The organism is Thermotoga neapolitana DSM 4359 (genome assembly GCF_000018945.1).
In the GTDB taxonomy this organism is placed as follows: Bacteria; Thermotogota; Thermotogae; order Thermotogales; family Thermotogaceae; genus Thermotoga; species Thermotoga neapolitana.
In genome coordinates, this window is record NC_011978.1 from 1,467,858 (window position 1) to 1,487,535 (window position 19,678).

Genomic DNA, 19,678 nt, shown 5'->3' on the forward strand with positions numbered 1-19,678 from the left:
GTATTACAACCTTGCTGATTACGAACGTCTGACGGGAAAGAAGATCACGAAATTCAACGAGGCTCCCATGCTGAAAGAGATGGTTGAGAAAGGATTGTTACCTCCTGTTGAAGAGAGATTGCCGAAAAATCCTGTTGTGGTGACACCTTATGAGGAAATAGGACAGTACGGTGGAACGTGGAGACGGGTGTGGTTTGGTTTACCAGATCAACCCAATGTTGACAAAATAGCTGTTGAAAAACTAGTGATGTTCGATAAAACGGGAGGAGTCATTCTCCCAAATGTTTTTGAAAAGTGGGAGATCAGTAATGATGGTAGAACATTTACTTTCAAGATAAGGGAAGGGTTAAAATGGTCCGACGGTGTACCGGTTACCACAGAAGACGTGAGATTCTGGTATGAAGATATATTAATGAACAAAGAATTGACTCCCACAATTCCTACATGGCTAACAGCTGGAGGAAAACCTCTGAAAATAGAGATTATCGACAAATACACGTTTAAAGTCATCTTTGAAGCACCTTATCCTCTGTTTCTTTACCAGCTGGCATATCAGGGACAGGCTGGGTATGTTTTTGTTGTTCCATCTCACTACTTAAAGAATTACCATCCGAAATACGTTTCTCTTGAAAAACTAACGAAAATGGCAAAAGATGAAGGATACGAGTACTGGTGGCAATTGTTTGGCGCGAGGGGTTCAAATACAAATGCATGGATCACAAATCCAGAGTTACCCGTTCTCTACCCATGGAAGCTGAAAAAGTATTCAGATACACAGCTCATCATTGAGAGAAATCCGTATTACTTCAAGATAGATCCTGAAGGGAATCAACTTCCGTACATAGATGAAATTGTATTTTATAGAATACAGGACAAGCAAATGGCTTTGATGAAGGCCATGGCAGGAGAGGTAGATATGCAGACCAGACATTTTGGAACAGAGCACTTTACTATACTGCTCGAGAACAGAGAGAAAGGAGGTTACAGAGTACTGAGATAGATCTGGGGTGTTGGTAGTATTGTGACCTTCTATGTGAATCAAAATGTCCAGGACCCGGTCCTCAGGGAAATATTCCAAACCCCGAAATTCAGATATGCCCTTTCGCTGGCAATAAATCGCGAAGAAGTAGCATCCCTGGTTTTCCATAATCTAGGAGAACCACGCCAAGCTTCACTGATAAGTGGTGTTGCTTTTTATGATCCGGAATGGGAAAAGGCATTTGCAGAGTACGATCCAGAAAGAGCAAATAAGTTATTGGATGAAATGGGCCTCACAAAACGCGATGAAGAAGGTTATAGGTTGAGGCCGGATGGTAAAAGATTTGAGTTAATAGTGGAGTATTCTGTAACAGATACAGTCGTCGATGTTTTGGAGATGGTAAAGCAATATTGGGAAAAATTGGGGATCAAAGTGATCTTAAAACCAGAAGAACGATCACTCTACATGACAAGGTGCGAAGCAGGGGAACCTGAAATAGGTGTGTGGTCTTTTGACAGATGTGCTGCCGTTTTAAGTGATCCTGGAAGATTACTTGGAACCGTCTGGGATGGACCATGGGCACCACTTTACGCGAGATGGTATATCTCTGGTGGAAAAGCAGGTGAAGAACCACCCGAAGGATCCGACATCAGAAGAATATACGAACTCTGGGATAAGGTCAAAATGACAGTCGATGAGAAAGAAAGAGACAGGCTCTTCAGAGAAATCATAAACATCCACAAGAAGAACATCTTCTTCATAGGAACCGTTGGAGAACCGATCTGGCCTGTGGTTGTAAAAGAATACTTCAAAAACGTGCCTGATTCTCCTGAATACGTCTGGGAAAACGAAGGAGATGGCCAGCACGCAGAGCAGTACTACATGGACAAATGATGGAATCATCAGTGAAAATCGGAGGGGGTGGGGTTTCCCACCCCCCTTTTAAATGGGAGGGACCAATATGGAAATTTCCAAGGATTGTTTTGTTCTCAACGGTAAAAAGACACTTTATCTGGCTGATACCGCCTGGAGAGGGGTCTATAAGTCTTGTTTCGATGATTGGGTCGAGTATCTTCAAACAAGAAAGAATCAGGGATTCAACGCCATTCAGATGAATTTCACCCCCTGGGAAGATTACGGAATGATATTGAAAGACAACTTTCTCGATCAGCTCGAAGAAAAAGTCAGAGTGGTTTTTGAGCTCGGAATGACACCTGTTATAGTCGTTGTCTGGTGTGGTTGTGTTCCCGGAACATGGGCCACAGTTTCTGACACCTCGAACGTTTTACCAATACGAATACTTGAGGATTTTGCCAAGGAAGTGGTGAGAAGATTCAACAAGTACAATCCCATCTTCCTTTCAGGCGGAGATGTCGATTTCAGGTCCGGCGAAGCAATAGAATACTATTCGCTCATCACTAAGACAATAAAAGAAAACACAAACCGTCCAGTCTCTATACATCTTGCTAGGGGATGGACGGATGTACCCAGGGAAATAGATCAGTACATAGATTTTTACGCATATCAGTCTGGTCACGACAGGCATCACCAGGAACTCACCTGGAAACTCGCTCAAGAGTTTTACAAAAGAGGAAAACCCGTTATCAACGCCGAGATCTGTTATGAAGGAATTGGGTACAAGAAAGATGGATACAGGTTCAATCCATTCGATGTAAGAAAGGCTTTCTGGCAGAGCTTCCTTTCTGGTTCTTTTTTTGGAATCGGTTATGGGGCTCACGGAATCTGGAACTGGTGTGAAGTAGCTGGAGAAGAAACCGAAAGACATCTTTCATCTTTCACATGGAAGGATGCACTCAGAATGGAAGGAGCAAATGACGTCTGTTTTGCAAGATGGTTGATAGAAAAACTCGATTTCTTCGGTTTAAAACCCTCTCAAGAGGTTCTCCTGAGTCCGGAAAATTCTGAGATTAGGGTTGCAAGGAATGAAAAAAACTGCATCATCTACGCTCCATTTGCTACCAGGATGGTTCTTGATATTAATTCAAAAGATATTTGGGGAATAAATATGGAAACTCGAGACGTGTTTGTTCCCAGAGTTGATTTGAAAGATAATCATACAAAGGTGGACATTCTGAACCATAATTCTGATTCTCTGATCATAATCGAGTACTAAGGGGGTATCAGTATGCTAAAACCAGAGAGCAACACGAAAAGACTTCTCATGAACACAACTGGTATTTGGTCCCTCGAAGTGAACGGGAAGGAAAGGCCGATAGCCGTTCCTGGAAGCTGGAACGAACAATACCAGGATCTGTGCTACGAAGAAGGGCCCTTCACTTACAGAACCATCCTCTATGTTCCGGAAGAACTTTCCAAGAAACACGCCAGGCTTTACTTTTCTGCCGTGAACACAGATTGTGAAGTCTATCTGAACGAAGAGAAAGTGGGGGAAAACCACATCGGCTATCTTCCCTTCGAGATAGACGTGACAGGGAAGGTGAAGCCAGGAAAGAACGAACTCAAAGTGATTGTGAAGAACGAGTTGAAGGTGGGAGGCTTTCCTTCAAAAGTACCGGACAGTGGCACACACACGGTGGGATTTTTCGGGAGTTTTCCACCTGCAAATTTTGACTTCTTTCCATACGGAGGAATCATAAGACCGGTTCTTGTGGAGTTCACAGATCACTCGAGGATCCTGGATATCCGGGTGGACACAAGCAAGTCTGAACCAGAAAAGAAACTCGGAAGAGTGAGGGTGAAGGTGGAAGTCTCAGAAGAGGCGATGGGGGAAGAGATGAAAATCAAACTTGGAGAGGTGGAAAAGAAACTCAAAGTGACAGACAGGTTCATCGAAGAAGAGTTCGTTCTTGATGATGCAAGATTCTGGTGTCCAGAAGATCCTCATCTTTACCCTCTCAGAATAGAGCTCGAAAAGGACGAGTACATTCTGGACGTTGGAATTCGAACGATCAGCTGGGACGAGAAAAGACTTTACCTGAACGGAAAGCCGATCTTTTTAAAGGGTTTTGGAAAGCACGAGGAATTTCCCGTTCTGGGACAGGGAACGTTCTATCCCATGATGGTGAAAGATTTCAACCTTTTAAAGTGGATCAACGCAAACTCCTTCAGAACATCTCACTATCCTTACAGTGAAGAGTGGCTGGACCTTGCGGATCGACTGGGAATTCTCGTGATAGATGAAGCACCCCATGTTGGTATCACAAGGTATCACTACAATCCGGAGACGCAGAAAATTGCAGAAGACAACGTGCAAAGGATGATAGCCAGAGACAAAAACCATCCCAGTGTGATCATGTGGAGTGTGGCGAACGAGCCTGAATCCAACCATCCCGATGCAGAAGGTTTCTTCAAAGCTCTCTATGAGACGGCAAAGAAGATGGACAACACTCGTCCTGTTGTCATGGTGAGCATGATGGACACGCCGGACGAGAGGACAAGGGATGTGGCTTTGAAGTATTTCGACATCGTCTGTGTGAACAGGTACTACGGATGGTACATCTATCAGGGGAGGATAGACGAGGGACTGAAAGCGCTGGAAGAGGACATGGAAGAACTCTACAGAAGGCACAAAAAACCCATCTTCGTCACGGAGTTTGGAGCGGATGCGATAGCAGGTTTCCACTACGATCCACCCCAGATGTTCTCCGAAGAATACCAGGCAGAACTCGTTGAGAAAACGATAAATCTTCTCATGAAAAAAGATTACATCGTGGGGACGCATGTGTGGGCCTTTGCGGACTTTAAGACACCTCAGAACGTGAGGAGACCCATCCTGAACCACAAAGGTGTCTTCACAAGAGACAGACAGCCAAAACTGGTTGCCCATGTGTTGAGGAGGTTGTGGAGCGAAAGATAATGACGAACGTTCGCCGTTACTGGATCTTTCTTCTTCGAAAGATATGTGAAAAGCCTCTTGAACTCTGTGCATCCGATCGCTTGAAAGAGTTGATGCCCATAGAGGGAAAAAGGAGCAAGGAGAGGGAGAAATTTGCACCTCTTGAATTACTTGGTAGAATCCTCTGTGGGCTCTCTCCTTTTCTCGAGTTGAACAAAAAGGCTGTGAACACCGATCTTGAAGAGAAAAGAATAGCTTCCTGGTTATCAGAGCTGGCGATAAAATCTCTTCGTGTGGCAACCGATCTCGGTTGTAGAAGTTACATGAACTTTAGAGAGGGAAAACAACCTCTGGTCGATTCAGCCTTTCTGGTAGAGGGCATACTGAGGGCACCGAAAGCGTTGTGGGAAGATCTCGACCCTTCCACAAAGGAAAGATTGATAAAAGAATTGAAGGAAACAAGAAGGATAGAACCTTACTACTCGAACTGGCTTTTATTTTCCGCTATTATAGAAACTTTTTTCTTCTTTGTGGGTGAGGAATGGGATAGCACAAAGATCGATCTGATACTGAAGATCGTAGAAGGATGGTACAAGGGGGACGGGGTTTATGGAGACGGTCCTCACTTTAGGTGGGACTATTACAACAGTTTTGTGATACAGCCAATGCTCATAGACGTGCTGAGAATCCTTTCTGAAAGAAAATCAGAGTGGAAAGAACTGTACACGAAAGTTCTCAAACGTGCTCAAAGATACGCCCTTGTTCTTGAGCGAATGATCTCTCCTGAAGGAACGTTCCCGATCATCGGTAGATCGATAACCTATAGAACAGGTGTTTTCCATCTCTTGAGTCAGCTTTCTCTTCTTCACCTGCTTCCACCAGAGCTTAATCCTGCTCAGGTCAGATGTGCCCTCACCACCGTTCTCAGAAGAATCTTTGAACATCCCGCTACGTTCGACGAGAACGGCTGGTTGAAAATAGGTCTGGTGGGTTCTCAACCATCTCTTGGTGAAGAGTACATCACCACAGGAAGTCTCTATCTTTGTACAACCGTTTTCCTTCCTCTGGGACTTCCACCCTCTGATCCTTTTTGGAAAGATCCCTGTGAAAGCTGGACAAACAAAAAGGTATGGGAAGGAGAGGACATTCATCCAGACAAAGCTCTGGAAGATTAACACACATTAAAACCCTCTGAATAAATCCATTAATTTTCCAGTGATACCATGTCTAAAGTCCAAATGTTCCAGGGAGGAAGCGGGGTTGGATCCGAAAATAAAGAAAGCGCTGAACATATCCATTGTGGAAGGAGCACTCGCTGTTCTCATCAACCAGTTCTTCGGAGGACCTTACCTGACTGGATACTTCCTCTGGATGGGTGCTTCCAGTTTCTTCATAGGGCTCTTCGGATCTATTCCCTTTCTGGCAAATGCCCTTCAGATCGTCACAGTTTACTTCTCAAACAGGTTGAAAACCAGAAAACAACTGATAGTTCCTTTGATGTGGACTGCCAGGACTTCGATCACATTGTTTGCTCTGTTTCCTCTTATCAAACACGGACTGTTTCTGGCGTACATTCTGTACTTCTACATTCAGATCGCTGGAGCCCTTTCCGTTCCCCTGTGGCAGAGCTGGATGTCAGACCTTGTACCCAGAAACATGATAGGAAGCTATTTTGGTTTCAGGAATCTGATTCACGGACTGGTTCAGATACCTGCCATGTTCGCTGCGGGAGCGATTCTGGACTCTCTGGGAGAGAACTGGAAGGGTTTCAGTGCGCTGTTTTTCATAGCGGGATCTCTGGGATTTCTGAACGGATACTTCCTGAAAATCCAGTACGAACCCCCATACAGACCAAGAGAAGCCTCTCTTGGATTAACGAAAGTAATTGGAATTTTGCTGAAAGAAGAGCATTACAGGAATCTTCTCCTGGGTTTTGCTCTCTGGAATTTTGCTGTCGGTGTTGGAACTGTCTACATAAACGTCATGCTCCTGAAAGAAGTCCAGTTCAGTTATCTCCAGATAAGTGTTCTGAACGCGGTGGGAATGTTCATAGGAACACTTTTCCAACCTTTTTGGGGAAAACTGGGTGACAAATACGGTTTCCAGTACTTTTTAAAACTCTGTCTGTGGGTTCACGCAGCTGTCATCCTGCTCTGGGCACTTACTCCCAGATCCTTTCTATACGTTTTCTTCCTTCAGGTTATCATAGGTATTTTCGTGACTGCGGGGACAAGTCAGCTCATCTTCTATACCCTCATGTACAGCGTTCCTTCCTCGCTCAGTGCAGAGGCGTTTTCCGTGTTCAACAGCCTGTCCAATCTCATGCTGTTTGCGGGCTCTCTGACTTCAGGCATCCTCGTTTCCATCCTTGAAAACTTTACTCTCCCCTTTGAAATATCCGCTATAAGGCTCACAATGATCATTTCCTTTTTCCTGAGGGCTTTTGCAGCGTACAGGATTTCCAGAATGGACCTTGGAACCCCGCAGAAAGTCACCCTGGTACAGCTGGTCAGGGAGTCCTTCTTCACGGGTGTTGTTCCCTGGTTGAGGGAGAGATTGAACACCTTGAACATTTTCAAAAGGAAGCGTTGAGACATGGTAAAATACGATTGAGATCACACAACAAAGGGGGTTAGTCACATGGAAGTACTTAAGGTATCGTCGAAGTCGGATCCCAACAAGGTCGCTGGTGCCATCGCCGGTGTTGTGAGGGAACACGGAAGGGCAGAGATCCAAGCCATTGGAGCGGGTGCAGTGAACCAGGCAGTGAAGGCCATCGCCATCGCTCGGGGGTACCTCGCACCGAGTGGTATCGACCTCGTGTTCGTTCCCGCCTTCACAGATGTAGAAATCGAAAACGAAAAGAGAACCGCCATCAAGTTCATAGTCTTTCCAAAAAGCTGAAGGGGAGCAAGAGCTCCCCTTTGTTTTTCATTCCTCGAGAATTTTCTCTGCTTCTTCTCTGTAGGATTCCATAACGTATGGAATACCAGAAATTTCTGCTGCTTCCTTTGTAAGTGCGATGAGGTCTTTTCTGGAGAGGACAGACAGGCTGAACTTTCTTGCACCTGCCATGAGTTGTTGCAGACCCGTTTTGAACTTCTGAACAAACGTGTAGACGCCTATGGCACCGAGTGGAAGTTTCTTTACCTCCTCTGACCCGAATCTGTTCCTCAACTCTTCGTAAGTGATGAAGATCTCTTCCACCGTTTTTCCATACTTTGAAACCGTCTTGGGAAGTTCTCCCTTTTTGAGCCATTCTCCTATGTTCTTTCCCACCATCGCTGGTATCATCAAAGCTCTTCCCATACAAACTGCTTTCACGTAAGGAGATCCCATCATCAGTGCCTTGAGAACGGCATCTTCCGTCGAAAAACCACCGGCTATGGCAATATCGGGAACTCGAATTCCTCTCTTGCTGAGTTTTTCGGCGAACTGATAAGTCAGAGATTCAAGATAGAACGTTGGAATGCCCCACTCGTTCATCATCGGCCAGGGGCTCATACCCGTTCCACCCGGCGCACCGTCCACGGTGATCAGATCCACCTTTGCTTCGGCTCCGTATCTGAGGGCCATCGCAAGGTCCACAGCGGAGTACGCACCCGTCTTCAATGTGATCCTCTTGAAACCAAGACTTCTCAATCTCTCTACTTCCTTCAGGAAAGATTCTTTTGAAACAAAGCCAAGTCTTGAATGTCTTTCGAATTCCCTGATCTCGCCCTCTTTGAAAGCCTGCTGAACCTCAGGAAGTTCGGGATCTGGCAGGACAATGTAACCCCTTCTCTTCAACTCAAGAGCGTCCTCAAGGGACCGCACCTTTATCTCACCGCCGATGCTCTTGGCACCCTGTCCCCACTTGAGTTCTATCGTTTCAATACCGTGTTTGTTTATCACGTACTCGGCCACACCTAATCTGGTGTCCTCGACGTTCATCTGAATCAGTATTTCTCCATACTCTCCATCGTGATATCTTTTGTATATCTCTATCCTTCTGTCCAGTTCCGGAGATTTCTTCACCTTTCTGTTGCTGTCCAGTTCCAGATCCGGATCAACTCCAGCCACGTTCTCTCCGCAGACAACCGTTATCCCACTGATGGCAGCTCCCACAGCTATATGTTCCCAGTTTTTCCTGGCGATCTCTGTTGATCCGAGTGCGCCGGTGAAGATGGGTACTTTCATCTTCACTTTGATGTCCCAGCCGTACTCGGTGGTTGTATCAACGTTTGTGAACACCGCCGTATCCGGTCCCGGTTCCACACCCTCAGGAAGACCCTCTGCGCCGTGGGCGTATCCAAGTATGTTCAGGTGAGAGTAATCGACAGGATAATCTTTAACCGCCCCGGCCGTGATCTCACCGAACGGTCCCGGATAAAGCACTTCCCTTCCTCTGAACGACGCAAGCCAGATCTCACAGCCTCCTGTACAGCCATCGATACATCTGGAACATATTCCGGACACAGGAACAACATCTCTTGAACGGTTGAAAGTTCCGGTTGCCTCGTTTGCATTTGGCCTTCTCAGGTTTCCCACAACAATCCCCCCTGCATCAGGTATTTTTATGCTTATGCATGGAATATTCATAGGTTATTATATCAAAAACCAATCTGGATAGAAGAAACAAAACATGGTGTAATATTTATCTTGAGGTGGTACGAAGTGATAAGAAAGAACATCGCCGTTCTGGTGTCTGCAATAGTTTTTATCTTTGTGTTTGGGACCGTGGCGTTCCATCTAACAGAAGGATGGGATCTTTTTGACTCGTTTTTCTTCACCCTGATCACCATCTCTACGGTGGGATATTCTCTTCCAGAGAGCATCTCTCCTGTAGGGAAGGTGATTGCTTCTGTTCTCATAGGAGCTGGCGTGACGATCGTACTGTACGGATTCACCTCGATCACGTCTTTGATAATCGAAGGTCATATTGGAGAATACTTCAAAAGCAGGAGGATAAAGAAGATGATAGACAGATTGACCGATCATTTCATAGTGGTGGGGGCAGGAAGAACAGGAAGACACACAACCCTTGAGATAATGAAAGCCAGAAGACCTTTTGTCGTGATAGACGTTTCTGAAGAAGCGATCAAAAGGCTGGAAGATTTTCTTGGAAAAGAATTCCCCTACGTTGTGGGAGATGCCGTGGAAGAAGAGGTACTCATGAGGGCGGGGGTGGAAAGGGCAAAGTCCCTCATCGTCACCCTTCCAGACGACGCAAAGAACACTTTTGTTGTTCTCACCGCAAAATCCCTGAATCCCAACCTCGAGATCGTCTCGAGAGTTTCCGATATGAAAGCCCTCAGCAAGCTCGTCTACGCCGGAGCAGACAAGGTAATAGCCACCTCGGAACTAGCAGGAGTGAGACTTGCTCAGATGGCACTCAACCCCACCACCATAAGTTTCCTGGATATTCTCTCGTTCGGTGAAGAGTCTTTCAGAATAGAAGAAGTGATGATTCCTCCTGAAAGTCCCATAGCGGGCAAGACGCTCGGAGAGATAAACCTCTCAAAAAGAGCCGGTACCATCGTCATAGCGATAAGACGTGGTGGAGAGGTGATCTTCAACCCAACGGGTGACACGAGGATACTTCCCGAAGACAGACTGATGGTGGTTGGAAAGAGCGATCACTTCGAGAAACTCCACAGGCTCATCGAGGAGGGATAGCATGGTGATCGTGTACTCCACCTTTCCAAGCGAGGAAAAAGCACTGGAAATTGGAAGAAAGCTCCTTGAAAAGAAACTGATCGCCTGTTTCAACGCGTTTGAGATAAGATCCGGATACTGGTGGAAAGATGAAATCGTTGAAGACAGAGAATGGGCAGTTCTCTTCAAGACCAACGAGGAGAATGAAAAGAAGGTTTACGAAGAACTGAAAAAACTTCACCCTTACGAAGTCCCGGCGATATTCACACTGAAGGTAGAAAACGTTCTTCCGGAGTATTTGAAATGGCTCACGGAATCTGTTCGATGATCCTCAGGACTTCTTCCACCGTCCAGGCCTGGTGGACCTCCACGATTTTTCTGTTGTCCAGGTATTTTCCCTCTATCAACACCTGAGCGATCCTGTCCGTCCATCCACCAGTTCCCCTCATCAGGATCACAGGCTTTCCAAGAGCATAGGCACCCAGTATCTCTATCGCCGTTCCTATTTCCCCACCGATCGAAACGACAACGTCCACGTTCCTCAGAAGAACGAAAGATCTCATCTGAAAATCAAGCCCCGTCTTCACAGCAACGGACAGATGAGGATTTCCTGTTTCTTCATCGGGGAGTATTCCCACCACCGTTCCGCCCGACTCTCTGGCACCCTGAGACACCAGTTCCATCACACCGTCTCTTCCACCGTTGAAGATCACAAAACCCTTTTCAGCGAGTTTCATTCCAAGGTCAAGGCAAAGTTTCCTGAGATCTGACACGGGAGGCCTGTCGATCGGTCCGGAGTATCCCACTACACCGACTCGTTTCACGATCCGAGGTACACCTCCTTCACGGTTTCGTCTTCCAGAACCTCCTCCGGTCTTCCCTCGGCAAGTATCTTTCCTTTGTAGATGACGTATATTCTGTCTGCGATCTCTGCAAGTTCGTCCACGTTGTGATCGGTGACAACCACTCCAAAATTCCTTTGTTTCAGTTCAAGGACCATCTTCTGTATTTCCTTGACGGTCTTTGGATCTATCCCACTGAAGGGCTCGTCCAGAAGCACAAAAGATGGGTTCAGACACATCATTCTTGCAAGTTCCAGTTTTCTTTTCTCACCACCGGAAAGAAAACTCGCAGGCTGGTTTTCAAGGGGTTTCAGGTGAAATTCGTGGAGGAGCTGTTCGATCTTCTCTTCCCTCTTTTCTCTGTCTTTTTCGAAAAACCGAAGTACAAGTTCTAAGTTTTCTCTGACAGTGAGCCCACCGAAAACGGACGTTTCCTGCTGAAGGTAGGTGATTCCAAGTCTTGCTCTCTTGTAGACAGGAAATCTCGTTATGTCAGTGTTCTCAAAAAAGATCTTTCCGGACGACGGAACCACCACACCGAGTATCATGTTGAAGATGGTGGTCTTCCCGGCACCGTTCGGTCCGAGAAGACCAGTAACCTCACCCTGATTGAACTCAAGGTTCACCCGATCAACCACAACTCTTTTTCCAAACCTCTTTGTGAGATCCACACACCTCAAAATCATTGCTGGTTTATGTAAGCGATCACCTGTTCTGTGATGTCAAAGGCAGGATTTCCGTAAACGACAACCTGATTTGTGAGAACAAGATCGTACCCCATGACGCTCGCGTACTCCTGGATCTTCTTGACAACTTCGTTCATGATCTCCTGAATCTTTGGCTGGTACTCCGACTTGAGAAGATTTTCGTACTCGGTCTTCTTTGTGAGGATCTCTTTCTGTTTTGCCTGGATTTCTTCCTGGGGTCTTCCTTCTTCCTGCATCTTTTTCAGTTCGTCTTCCATCTCCTTGAGTTTATTCTGATAAAAAGAGTAATCACGTTTGTACTTTTCGTTCAGATCCTTCCACTTTTGATAGTTCTCGGTTGCCTTTTCGATATCCACGTACGCCACTCTGAGAGAAGATCCCGTGGAACTCTGAGAAACAAGGAGTGTTGCAAGAAGAATTCCCACCAGGACAAGAGGCAAGAACAGCTTTTTCATACCTTTTCCTCCTTTCAAAATGTGATTTTTCCTCTGATTCTCTCCAGCGTTTTCTCACCGATTCCGGGAACGTTCAGAAGATCCTCGGGAGAAGAGAACGGGCCGTGTTCTTCACGATATTCGATTATGGCCCTCGCCTTCGCTTCTCCGATGTAGGGCAGTGTCTCCAGTTCCTCCAGGGACGCTGTGTTGACGTTCAATTTTGTGACTTCACTTCTGAAAGGTTGTTCAACTCCCTCGACGGTCACGTACTTTGAGATCTTCTCCAGCGTCTTTTCACCAATGCCGGAAACGTTCGTTAATTCCTCAACCGTTGAAAACTTTCCGCGTATCCTTCTGTACTCAACTATTCTCTGGGCTTTCACGGGGCCTATCCCTGGAATGCTCATAAGATCCTCAACGGACGCACTGTTCAAATCAATGGGAAAGGATGTGACCTTTTGAGGCGGAACATCTTTCTCTTCCTGGTTTCTACCTCGTTCCACGACTATTCCCAGAAGGATGAAGAACACGAGTGCCAGAAGTAGTGCTATCCTCTGGTGTTCTCGCTTGATCTTCAAGGAGAGATCAACCCCCCGGCGTATCCAGGGCTGTTTGTTCCGATCCTTTTCATGATGTCGTCCCAGTTGAGTTTTTCAAAGTACTCCAACGCAAGATTGCGGGTGGGAAACGCCCCCACCACGACGGAGTAATACTTCTTTCCTCCCTTTGTGAAGGCATAGACGTAAGAGGGATACCCTGCCACTCTCAGGTCGTAGGCGAGTTCCTTTGAGAGATTTTCCGATACTGTGGTTATCACGAAAACTCCGTAGAGGGACTTTTGGGCAACCTGGGAAAAGTCATCGAATTCTCCAAGGAGAACGACAGAGTACGTGTCTGTGGACACAGGGGTTATCAGATAGGGAAGGTTTGCCCTTCTGATTATTCTCAGAGCATCGTCTTTTTTCACAACAAAGGAGGAAACGGTCTGGTCCTCAGAGACGAAATCGGCCATTTCGTTTCTCAGTTTCTCGTAGTCGAATTCTTCGAATTCTACAAGAAGAGGAGTGGGTGGAGGTGTGACCTCAACCGGTACTTTGAGTTCTTCCGGTATGTTCACTTCAACAGGCTTTATCTCCACGATCTCCACCCTCACGTTTTTGAGCTGCCACTTCAGATACAGGTTGTAGGATATAAGGGCTATGACGGCGGAAAATATCACAACTATGAGCCAGAAGAGAAACCGGGACTGTCCCTCAGAGAGGGTTACCCTTGCCATCTTTCACTCCCCCAGATATCTGATCAGAAGTTCCACCGTCCCCTCCACATCTTCTGGACAGACCATCTCACTCGGTGAATGAACGTACCGTGTGGGAATGGATACGGTCACCGAAGGAATGCCTTCTCTTGTTCTCTGATATCCCATAGCGTTCGTTCCTCCAAAGGTCAGAACTTCCATCTGGTATTTTATGTTGAATCTTTCCGCAGTTTCAACGAGTTTTTCGAGGATCTTTCTGTTGCTTATGGACGCTCTGTCCTTCACCTTCAAAGCAGGCCCACCAGAGAGTCTCATGGCGTGTCTTTTCATCGCCTTTGGAGTGTCTGCAGAATCGGTCACGTCTACGACGATGGCTTCGCTTGCCGGGATGTTGTAACCGGCAACGGAGGCACCAACGATCCCATCTTCCTCTTGAACGCTGAAGACACCGTAGAGGGTAACGGATGGCTTGATCCTTTTGAAAACCTCCACGATCACAGCGCATCCCACTCTGTCATCCATGGCCTTGGAAACGTACTTTCCTGGCAGTTCAGCGAATCCACTGTCATAGACCCCAAAACTACCTATCGGGCAGATCTTCTCCGCATCCTCTCGAGACTTTGCTCCAACGTCCACGAAGAGTTTGTCGAAGGAAAGTTTCTTCACGTTTTCCTGCCTTTCCTCGAGCGTTTCACCTTCCATGCCAGCGACACCAACAACACCGTTTTCAAAGCGGATCCTCTTTCCAAGAAGCATGTAGGGAGAAAGACCTCCCACGGGTTCTATCATCAGAAAACCTTTTTCATCTATGTTCGTGACTGCCACACCTATTTCGTCGATGTGCGCGTCAAGGATCACCTTTTTCTCTCCAGATCCCTTCCAGACGATGAGATTTCCAAGTCCATCCTCCCTGTAACCATCTATGTGCCCTTCGAGTTCTTCCAGAAGAATCTTTTTCACCTCTTCTTCCCGACCGCTGGGTCCAAAAGCTTCCGTTAACCTCTTGATCAAATCCTTCATCGAATCACCTCCACGATCTTTCCTTCTTCGACGAGAACTTTCACGAGTTTCATGGTGTTTCTGTAATCGTTCAGGTCCAGAACAGACTGTGGACTGTGAATGTACCTTGCCGGAACAGAGACAACACCGGCCGGAACTCCATAGGCGGTTCTTGCGTAGCGAGCGGCATCCGTTCCACCAGCGCTTCTTCTCTTCATTTGAAATGGAATCCCCATTGTCTTCGCTGTGTCCACAATGGTCTGGAAGATCTTTCCCGGTATCACATAGCCTCTGTGGTAGAAGGTGATCGCAGGACCGTCACCCAGGTGAGTTGCCCACCTCTGTTTTTCCAGTTCCGGGTTGTCCCCAGCCGTTGTCGTCTCCACGACCAGGGCACAATCTGGCTTTATCTGTTCCACCACCACGGCGCTTCCACGAAGTCCTGTCTCTTCCTGGACCGTGAAGGCAAAGTAGGTGTCGCAGGCAGGTTCTACTCCTTCTTCGAGAATGTCCATGAGAAGAGAACAACCCGCTCTGTCATCGAAGGCCTTTCCCGTTGCCCTTCCGTTTCCCTCCACATAATCACTCACGAAAGCAACGTAATCTCCCACAGAGATATGCTTTTCTGCCTCTTCTTTCGAAGAGAATCCAAAATCAATCCTCAGGTTTTCAAATTTCGGGGGTGTCTTTGCTTCCTCGTTTTGAAGGTGCACGGGTCTGTAACCGATGACCCCCTTTAGATCCTTCACCTGAACGACCTTTCCTGGAAGAATTCGAGGATCCACCCCACCAACGGGTAGAAACGCTACCTTTCCATCTTTCTCTATCTTGCTCACGATCAGTCCCACTTCGTCCATGTGGGCGGAAACAAGAAGTCTTCTGGAGGAATTCTTTCCCTTTTTGAAGGCGATGAGATTTCCCATTCTATCGACGAAGAGGTCGTCCACGAAGTTTTCTATCTTTGACCTTATGAACTCTCTGACTCTTTCTTCGTCTCCGGAGACTCCCGCCATTGTGGAAAGTTCTCTGAGGTACATCACCTACACCTCCAGTTCGACTGCGATGATGGAGAGCAGCCTTGCCAGTTCTTCGACATCTCCTGGATCGACCATCTCCACCGGTGTGTGCATGTATTTCAGAGGAATCGAGATTAGAGCGGTCCTTACACCTGCTCGCACAAGTTGAACAAAGTCCGTTTCCGTCCCGGACCTTCCTCCCACCGCCTCTTTCTGAAGGGAAACGTTGTGTTTCTGAGCGATGAGAGAGATCTTTTGAACGAGCGATCTGTCAACGACAGGTCCCAGCCCAAGGACGGGTCCCTTTCCCAGTTCTATGTGATCATGAGAGGGCGGTTCTGAAGCGAACGTGACGTCCATCACAACGGCAACATCCGGGTTTATTCTGTAAGCCTCCGTAAGCGCTCCAAGACACCCCGTTTCTTCCTGAACGGAGAAAACAAAGTAAACATCCCACGGATGGGAATACCTTCTGAGAAACTCCAGTGTTTTTATCAGAGAGGCACAGCTTGCCCTGTTGTCAAGGGCCTTTCCAACCACTTTTCCAGCGGCTTCGAAGGATTTTTGGTCTATCACCGCTACATCGCCGATTCGAACGGTACGATCGGAAAGGGAAAGATCGAGGAAAAGCTCATCGAAGGATGGAACCTTCTCTCTGGAGTCCGGTGACTGAAGGTGTGGTGCAAGCATTCCGATCACACCGAAAGCAACGCCTTCTCTGGTATGAACACGCACCCTCGAGGCACAGACGACCTTTGGATCTACCCCACCAACTGGCTCAAGACGTGCGAACTCCCCCTCCACCTTCGAGACAACAAAACCTATCTCGTCGACGTGTGCAAAAAAGGCAAGTTTTCCCTTTCCTTCTCCCCTTTTGTATCCAACCAGACTCCCATGTCCTGTAATTTTCGTCTCATCCACGAAGGGTTTTATGAGTGACTCGATGTAGGAAACAACACTGTCTTCGTAACCTGAGGGACCATCGAGATCCGAGAGTTTCATCAAAAGTTCTTTCGTTGTCAACTCATTCACTCCTTTCAAAATCCACTCTATCGAACGGTTCTATCACGATACGGTTTCCTTTCACATGGGCAATGGATGGAACATTTTCTTCACCTTTTGAGTGGGTGATGAAACCCGCTATCTGGATGAGAGAGGTTTGAAGATCGAGGGCGGCGACAACCGCCTGTTCTCCTTCGTTCAGGCCGGCCCGTATATTGCCCTGAGCCTTTCCGAAAACCACCACAGAACCACCGGCGAGAATCTCTGCTCCTTTGTTGACGTTTCCAAAAACGATCACATCACCTGAGTGAACAACAGTTTGGCCTGATCTTATGTTTCTCTTTATCACCTTCCCCGTACTCTCCACGGTGGTCCTGGACTCCACTCTCACGTCGTTTTCTTTTCCTTCAATGGTGCTTCCGACCAGTATCTGAGAGACCTCAAGGCCGAGTTCTCTGAGACGAGAAACGATTTTCGGTATGTCCTGGGAATGCTTGGTGTGGTTTTCGATCATGAGGGATATTCTGTCTCCCTTCGCAAAGAACCCCCCCATCTGGGTGACACGCGAGGTGATTTCGTTCAGCACCTCTTCGAGGTTCTGGTAATCTCTTATCAGGAGGATGAGCCCTTCCTTCGTCATCTTAAAATCTATCATGCTCTCACCTCTCTTTAGATTCTATCACGTTTAAAATATTGATCGGAGGTGTTGAAACGTGAAACTGGTCACGTTCCCGGCTTCTTACAGTCCCATCGTGGAAGAAAGCAAAACCGTGCGGGTTTACGTCTTCGAGCCAGAAAGGATAGATCACAACCTGATCTTCGTTCACGGCATCGGAAACGGAAACATTCCGTATCTTCTCTGGTTCGGAGAAAGGTTCAAGGAACACAATATAAAGACCTGGTTCCTTGTTCTTCCCTATCACGAAAAGAGAGCACCTGAAGGTTGGACCGGTGGTGAACCCTTCTATCATCCATCACCGGCCTACTGTGTTGAAAGATTCGATGAGGCAGTCCAGGATGTGATCGATCTGGTGGATCTGATAAGGAAAGAAAACGACAGACCCATATCAACGATGGGATTCAGTTTCGGAGGTATGATAACAACCATCGCCCTTGCACGGGAAAAACGCATAGAAAAAGGAATCATCTGCTGTTCCGGTGGAGACTGGCGCTGGATAAACTGGTACTCTCCGTACACGAAGAAACTGAGAGACCTCTACAGAGAGAAGGGAAACGAATTCGGTTGCAGATCAGAGAAAGACTGCATCAAAAACAGAGGAAACACCCTGGAAGTGATAAAAAGCTTTGAATCCATCGAAGACATCAGAAAGAAGCCTCCTGTTTTCTGTTACTTCTACGATCCTGCTTCTTTTGCTCCCTTTGTTGAGCAAAAGGTCCTCTTCTTCTGGGCGTTGTTTGATCGTGTGATACCGTATCGATCTTATGCGACTCTTCACAGTCTTCTGAAAAACAAAAAGACCGTCTTTTTGCCGGCAGGCCACAAGAGTTCTTACTTCTTCAGGCGATACATCGCAAGGAAAGTGGTTCGCTTTTTAAAAGATGATGAATGAGTAGAGTGTCGCAACGATGAAAGGTATGAACATGTAACTCCACGCTGTTTTTAAAAACTCTTTGAAACTCACAGTGTGGTGCGTGTACCTTTCCAGAAGAGAAAGTCCGACTATGTTCTGGACGGCCCCAAGGGGGGTCAGGTTCGTTCCAAGGTTTGCCGAAGCAGCGTACACCCACCACAGCGATGTGGGAAATCCCTGTGAGATGAGGATTTTCAACGTGGGGGCAAGGATCAGAGTGGCGGGAACCGCACTTAAGAAGGCGTTGGCAAAAATGGAAAACCAGACGACAACAAGAACGAAGAGGTATTCGTTGAAGGAAAAGATCTTGAAGAAATTTGCCAGTGCTTCCATGGCTCCTATCTTCTCCAGAGAGTAGGAGATGATGAAAAGTCCCACGTAGAAAAATAGTGAATCCCAGTCCACACCTTCAGACACCTTCTCGAAGTTCCTTCCAAGTAGGAGAAGAAGAACACAGGCGGCGATGAGGGCGATCAGAGAGAGTTCTACCTCCACAACAGAGTGAAGACCGAACATGACAAGCGTTGAAAAAAAGACGATCAGGGATTTTTTAAGAACCGCAGGATCTGTTATCGACCTTTTTGGATCGACGTTCATGAGGTTTTTCAACTTCTCTTTTGCCTTTTCATCGATGTGTATGTACCTTTTGAACAGGAAGAAAACGATCACAAAAACAAGGACAGCAACGGGTCCCATGTTCTTTAGAAAATCGTTGAAACTCAGGCCACTGATCGATCCAAGGACGATGTTCAGTGGGCTACCGATGAGCGTGGACATCCCACCGATGTTGTCAACGAATATCGCAAAGAGGAAGAACGGAACAGGGTTCACTTCCATCGTGTCGAGGATCAAGAAAAGAACAGGTGAAAGAAGGATGATGGTGATCAGATTGTCGAGGAAGGCGGATGTCAGGGCGGTGAGTATCATGAGAAAGCCAAACAGAAGCCAGAACCTTCCCCTCGAGATCCTGATGGCGGAGATGGCCAGATACTCGAAAAATCCCGTTCCTTTCAGGATGTGAACGATGATCATCATGCCAAGAAGGAGTCCCAGTGTGTTGAAATCGACGACTTCACCTATGTTTCGAAGGTCCAAGCCTTCAACGATGCGTATGGCCATGAGGACGAGCGCTATAAGAAGGGTCACAACGGATCTGGCAACTTTTCCGAATATGATGAAATAATAGGCAAGAATCGCAAACGTTAGCACAAGCAGTGCTTCGTTCATCTTCTTCGCCTCCTTGACATGGGATTATTCTAGCACCGGTTTTTTTAAAAGAATTATTCAAAACGGTGAATTTCCTAACAAAAATGGTAGAATAAGACTCAAAGGAGCGATGAAGCATGAGGATTCAAAGGAGAATCATAAAAATGTTTGCTTCTATACACCATCATC

Annotated in this window: 19 protein-coding genes and 1 pseudogene; 9 read left to right on the top strand and 11 right to left on the bottom strand. The window is 46.8% G+C overall.

The genetic code is table 11. The features are described 5' to 3' along the window. The first annotated feature begins 247 nt into the window (after positions 1–247). From CTN_RS07510 to CTN_RS07535, 6 genes and pseudogenes are all read left to right on the top strand, one after another. A pseudogene (locus CTN_RS07510) lies at positions 248–1,873 on the top strand (ABC transporter substrate-binding protein). Between the two features lie 67 nt (positions 1,874–1,940). Beyond that, positions 1,941–3,113 carry a glycoside hydrolase family 140 protein gene (locus CTN_RS07515; protein ID WP_231556076.1) on the top strand — a complete coding sequence of 391 codons (1,173 nt, stop codon included), beginning with the start codon at positions 1,941–1,943 and terminating at the stop codon, positions 3,111–3,113. Positions 3,114–3,125: 12 nt separating this feature from the next. After that, on the top strand, positions 3,126–4,817 hold the full coding sequence (locus tag CTN_RS07520) for a glycoside hydrolase family 2 TIM barrel-domain containing protein (protein WP_015919970.1): 1,692 nt from the start codon (positions 3,126–3,128) through the stop codon (positions 4,815–4,817). Then, positions 4,802–5,971: a DUF2264 domain-containing protein gene (locus tag CTN_RS07525; protein ID WP_015919971.1), complete on the top strand. Its 1,170-nt coding sequence runs from the start codon at positions 4,802–4,804 to the stop codon at positions 5,969–5,971. Before CTN_RS07520 ends, CTN_RS07525 begins: the two co-directional genes overlap by 16 nt. Before the next feature lie 85 nt (positions 5,972–6,056). Next, complete coding sequence (locus tag CTN_RS07530; RefSeq protein WP_038067870.1) at positions 6,057–7,388, top strand: MFS transporter; 1,332 nt, start codon at positions 6,057–6,059, stop codon at positions 7,386–7,388. A gap of 48 nt (positions 7,389–7,436) precedes the next feature. Continuing rightward, positions 7,437–7,700 carry a stage V sporulation protein S gene (locus tag CTN_RS07535; RefSeq protein WP_015919973.1) on the top strand — a complete coding sequence of 88 codons (264 nt, stop codon included), beginning with the start codon at positions 7,437–7,439 and terminating at the stop codon, positions 7,698–7,700. Between the two features lie 27 nt (positions 7,701–7,727). Here CTN_RS07535 and CTN_RS07540 read toward each other — a convergent pair whose 3' ends face one another. After that, a complete protein-coding gene (locus tag CTN_RS07540; protein WP_038067872.1) occupies positions 7,728–9,326 on the bottom strand; it encodes an FMN-binding glutamate synthase family protein in 1,599 nt (532 codons plus the stop codon). A gap of 111 nt (positions 9,327–9,437) precedes the next feature. Between CTN_RS07540 and CTN_RS07545 the strand changes: the two genes are divergently transcribed. Beyond that, the gene (locus tag CTN_RS07545) at positions 9,438–10,454 is read left to right on the top strand and encodes a potassium channel family protein (protein WP_015919975.1); all 1,017 of its coding nucleotides are present in this window, start codon (positions 9,438–9,440) and stop codon (positions 10,452–10,454) included. 1 nt (position 10,455) lies between these two features. Further along, positions 10,456–10,761, top strand: a complete 306-nt coding sequence (gene cutA / locus CTN_RS07550) for a divalent-cation tolerance protein CutA (RefSeq protein ID WP_015919976.1) — start codon at positions 10,456–10,458, stop codon at positions 10,759–10,761. On the opposite strand, the gene CTN_RS07555 is transcribed toward cutA, so the two are convergent. Genes CTN_RS07555 through minC form a run of 9 tightly spaced genes read right to left on the bottom strand, consistent with a single transcriptional unit; the run spans position 10,742 to position 17,346 of the window. After that, positions 10,742–11,257, bottom strand: a complete 516-nt coding sequence (locus CTN_RS07555; protein ID WP_015919977.1) for a TIGR00725 family protein — start codon at positions 11,255–11,257, stop codon at positions 10,742–10,744. The genes cutA and CTN_RS07555 overlap by 20 nt on opposite strands. Then, entirely contained in the window at positions 11,254–11,961 is a 708-nt protein-coding gene (gene lptB, locus CTN_RS07560; RefSeq protein ID WP_015919978.1) for an LPS export ABC transporter ATP-binding protein, read from the bottom strand. The genes CTN_RS07555 and lptB overlap by 4 nt, the downstream gene beginning before the upstream one ends. Beyond that, complete coding sequence (locus tag CTN_RS07565; RefSeq protein ID WP_038067875.1) at positions 11,958–12,437, bottom strand: OmpH/Skp family outer membrane protein; 480 nt, start codon at positions 12,435–12,437, stop codon at positions 11,958–11,960. The genes lptB and CTN_RS07565 overlap by 4 nt, the downstream gene beginning before the upstream one ends. A gap of 14 nt (positions 12,438–12,451) precedes the next feature. Next, on the bottom strand, positions 12,452–12,997 hold the full coding sequence (locus tag CTN_RS07570; RefSeq protein WP_015919980.1) for a ComEA family DNA-binding protein: 546 nt from the start codon (positions 12,995–12,997) through the stop codon (positions 12,452–12,454). Then, the gene (locus CTN_RS07575) at positions 12,994–13,695 is read right to left on the bottom strand and encodes an SPOR domain-containing protein (protein ID WP_015919981.1); all 702 of its coding nucleotides are present in this window, start codon (positions 13,693–13,695) and stop codon (positions 12,994–12,996) included. The genes CTN_RS07570 and CTN_RS07575 overlap by 4 nt, the downstream gene beginning before the upstream one ends. 3 nt (positions 13,696–13,698) lie before the next feature. Then, positions 13,699–14,694: a M42 family metallopeptidase gene (locus tag CTN_RS07580; RefSeq protein ID WP_015919982.1), complete on the bottom strand. Its 996-nt coding sequence runs from the start codon at positions 14,692–14,694 to the stop codon at positions 13,699–13,701. After that, positions 14,691–15,710 carry a M42 family metallopeptidase gene (locus tag CTN_RS07585; RefSeq protein ID WP_038067879.1) on the bottom strand — a complete coding sequence of 340 codons (1,020 nt, stop codon included), beginning with the start codon at positions 15,708–15,710 and terminating at the stop codon, positions 14,691–14,693. The genes CTN_RS07580 and CTN_RS07585 overlap by 4 nt, the downstream gene beginning before the upstream one ends. A gap of 3 nt (positions 15,711–15,713) precedes the next feature. Next, positions 15,714–16,712 (bottom strand): M42 family metallopeptidase, encoded by a 999-nt coding sequence (locus CTN_RS07590; protein WP_038067881.1) that lies wholly within the window; start codon positions 16,710–16,712, stop codon positions 15,714–15,716. A 1-nt stretch (position 16,713) separates the two neighbouring features. Further along, complete coding sequence (gene minC, locus CTN_RS07595; RefSeq protein ID WP_015919985.1) at positions 16,714–17,346, bottom strand: septum site-determining protein MinC; 633 nt, start codon at positions 17,344–17,346, stop codon at positions 16,714–16,716. 58 nt (positions 17,347–17,404) lie between these two features. On the opposite strand from minC, the gene CTN_RS07600 reads away from it, so the two are divergent. Continuing rightward, complete coding sequence (locus tag CTN_RS07600; protein WP_015919986.1) at positions 17,405–18,262, top strand: alpha/beta hydrolase; 858 nt, start codon at positions 17,405–17,407, stop codon at positions 18,260–18,262. Here CTN_RS07600 and CTN_RS07605 read toward each other — a convergent pair. Then, entirely contained in the window at positions 18,245–19,510 is a 1,266-nt protein-coding gene (locus tag CTN_RS07605) for an ArsB/NhaD family transporter (protein WP_015919987.1), read from the bottom strand. The two genes, CTN_RS07600 and CTN_RS07605, sit on opposite strands and share 18 nt — an antisense overlap. Between the last annotated feature and the right edge of the window lie 168 nt (positions 19,511–19,678).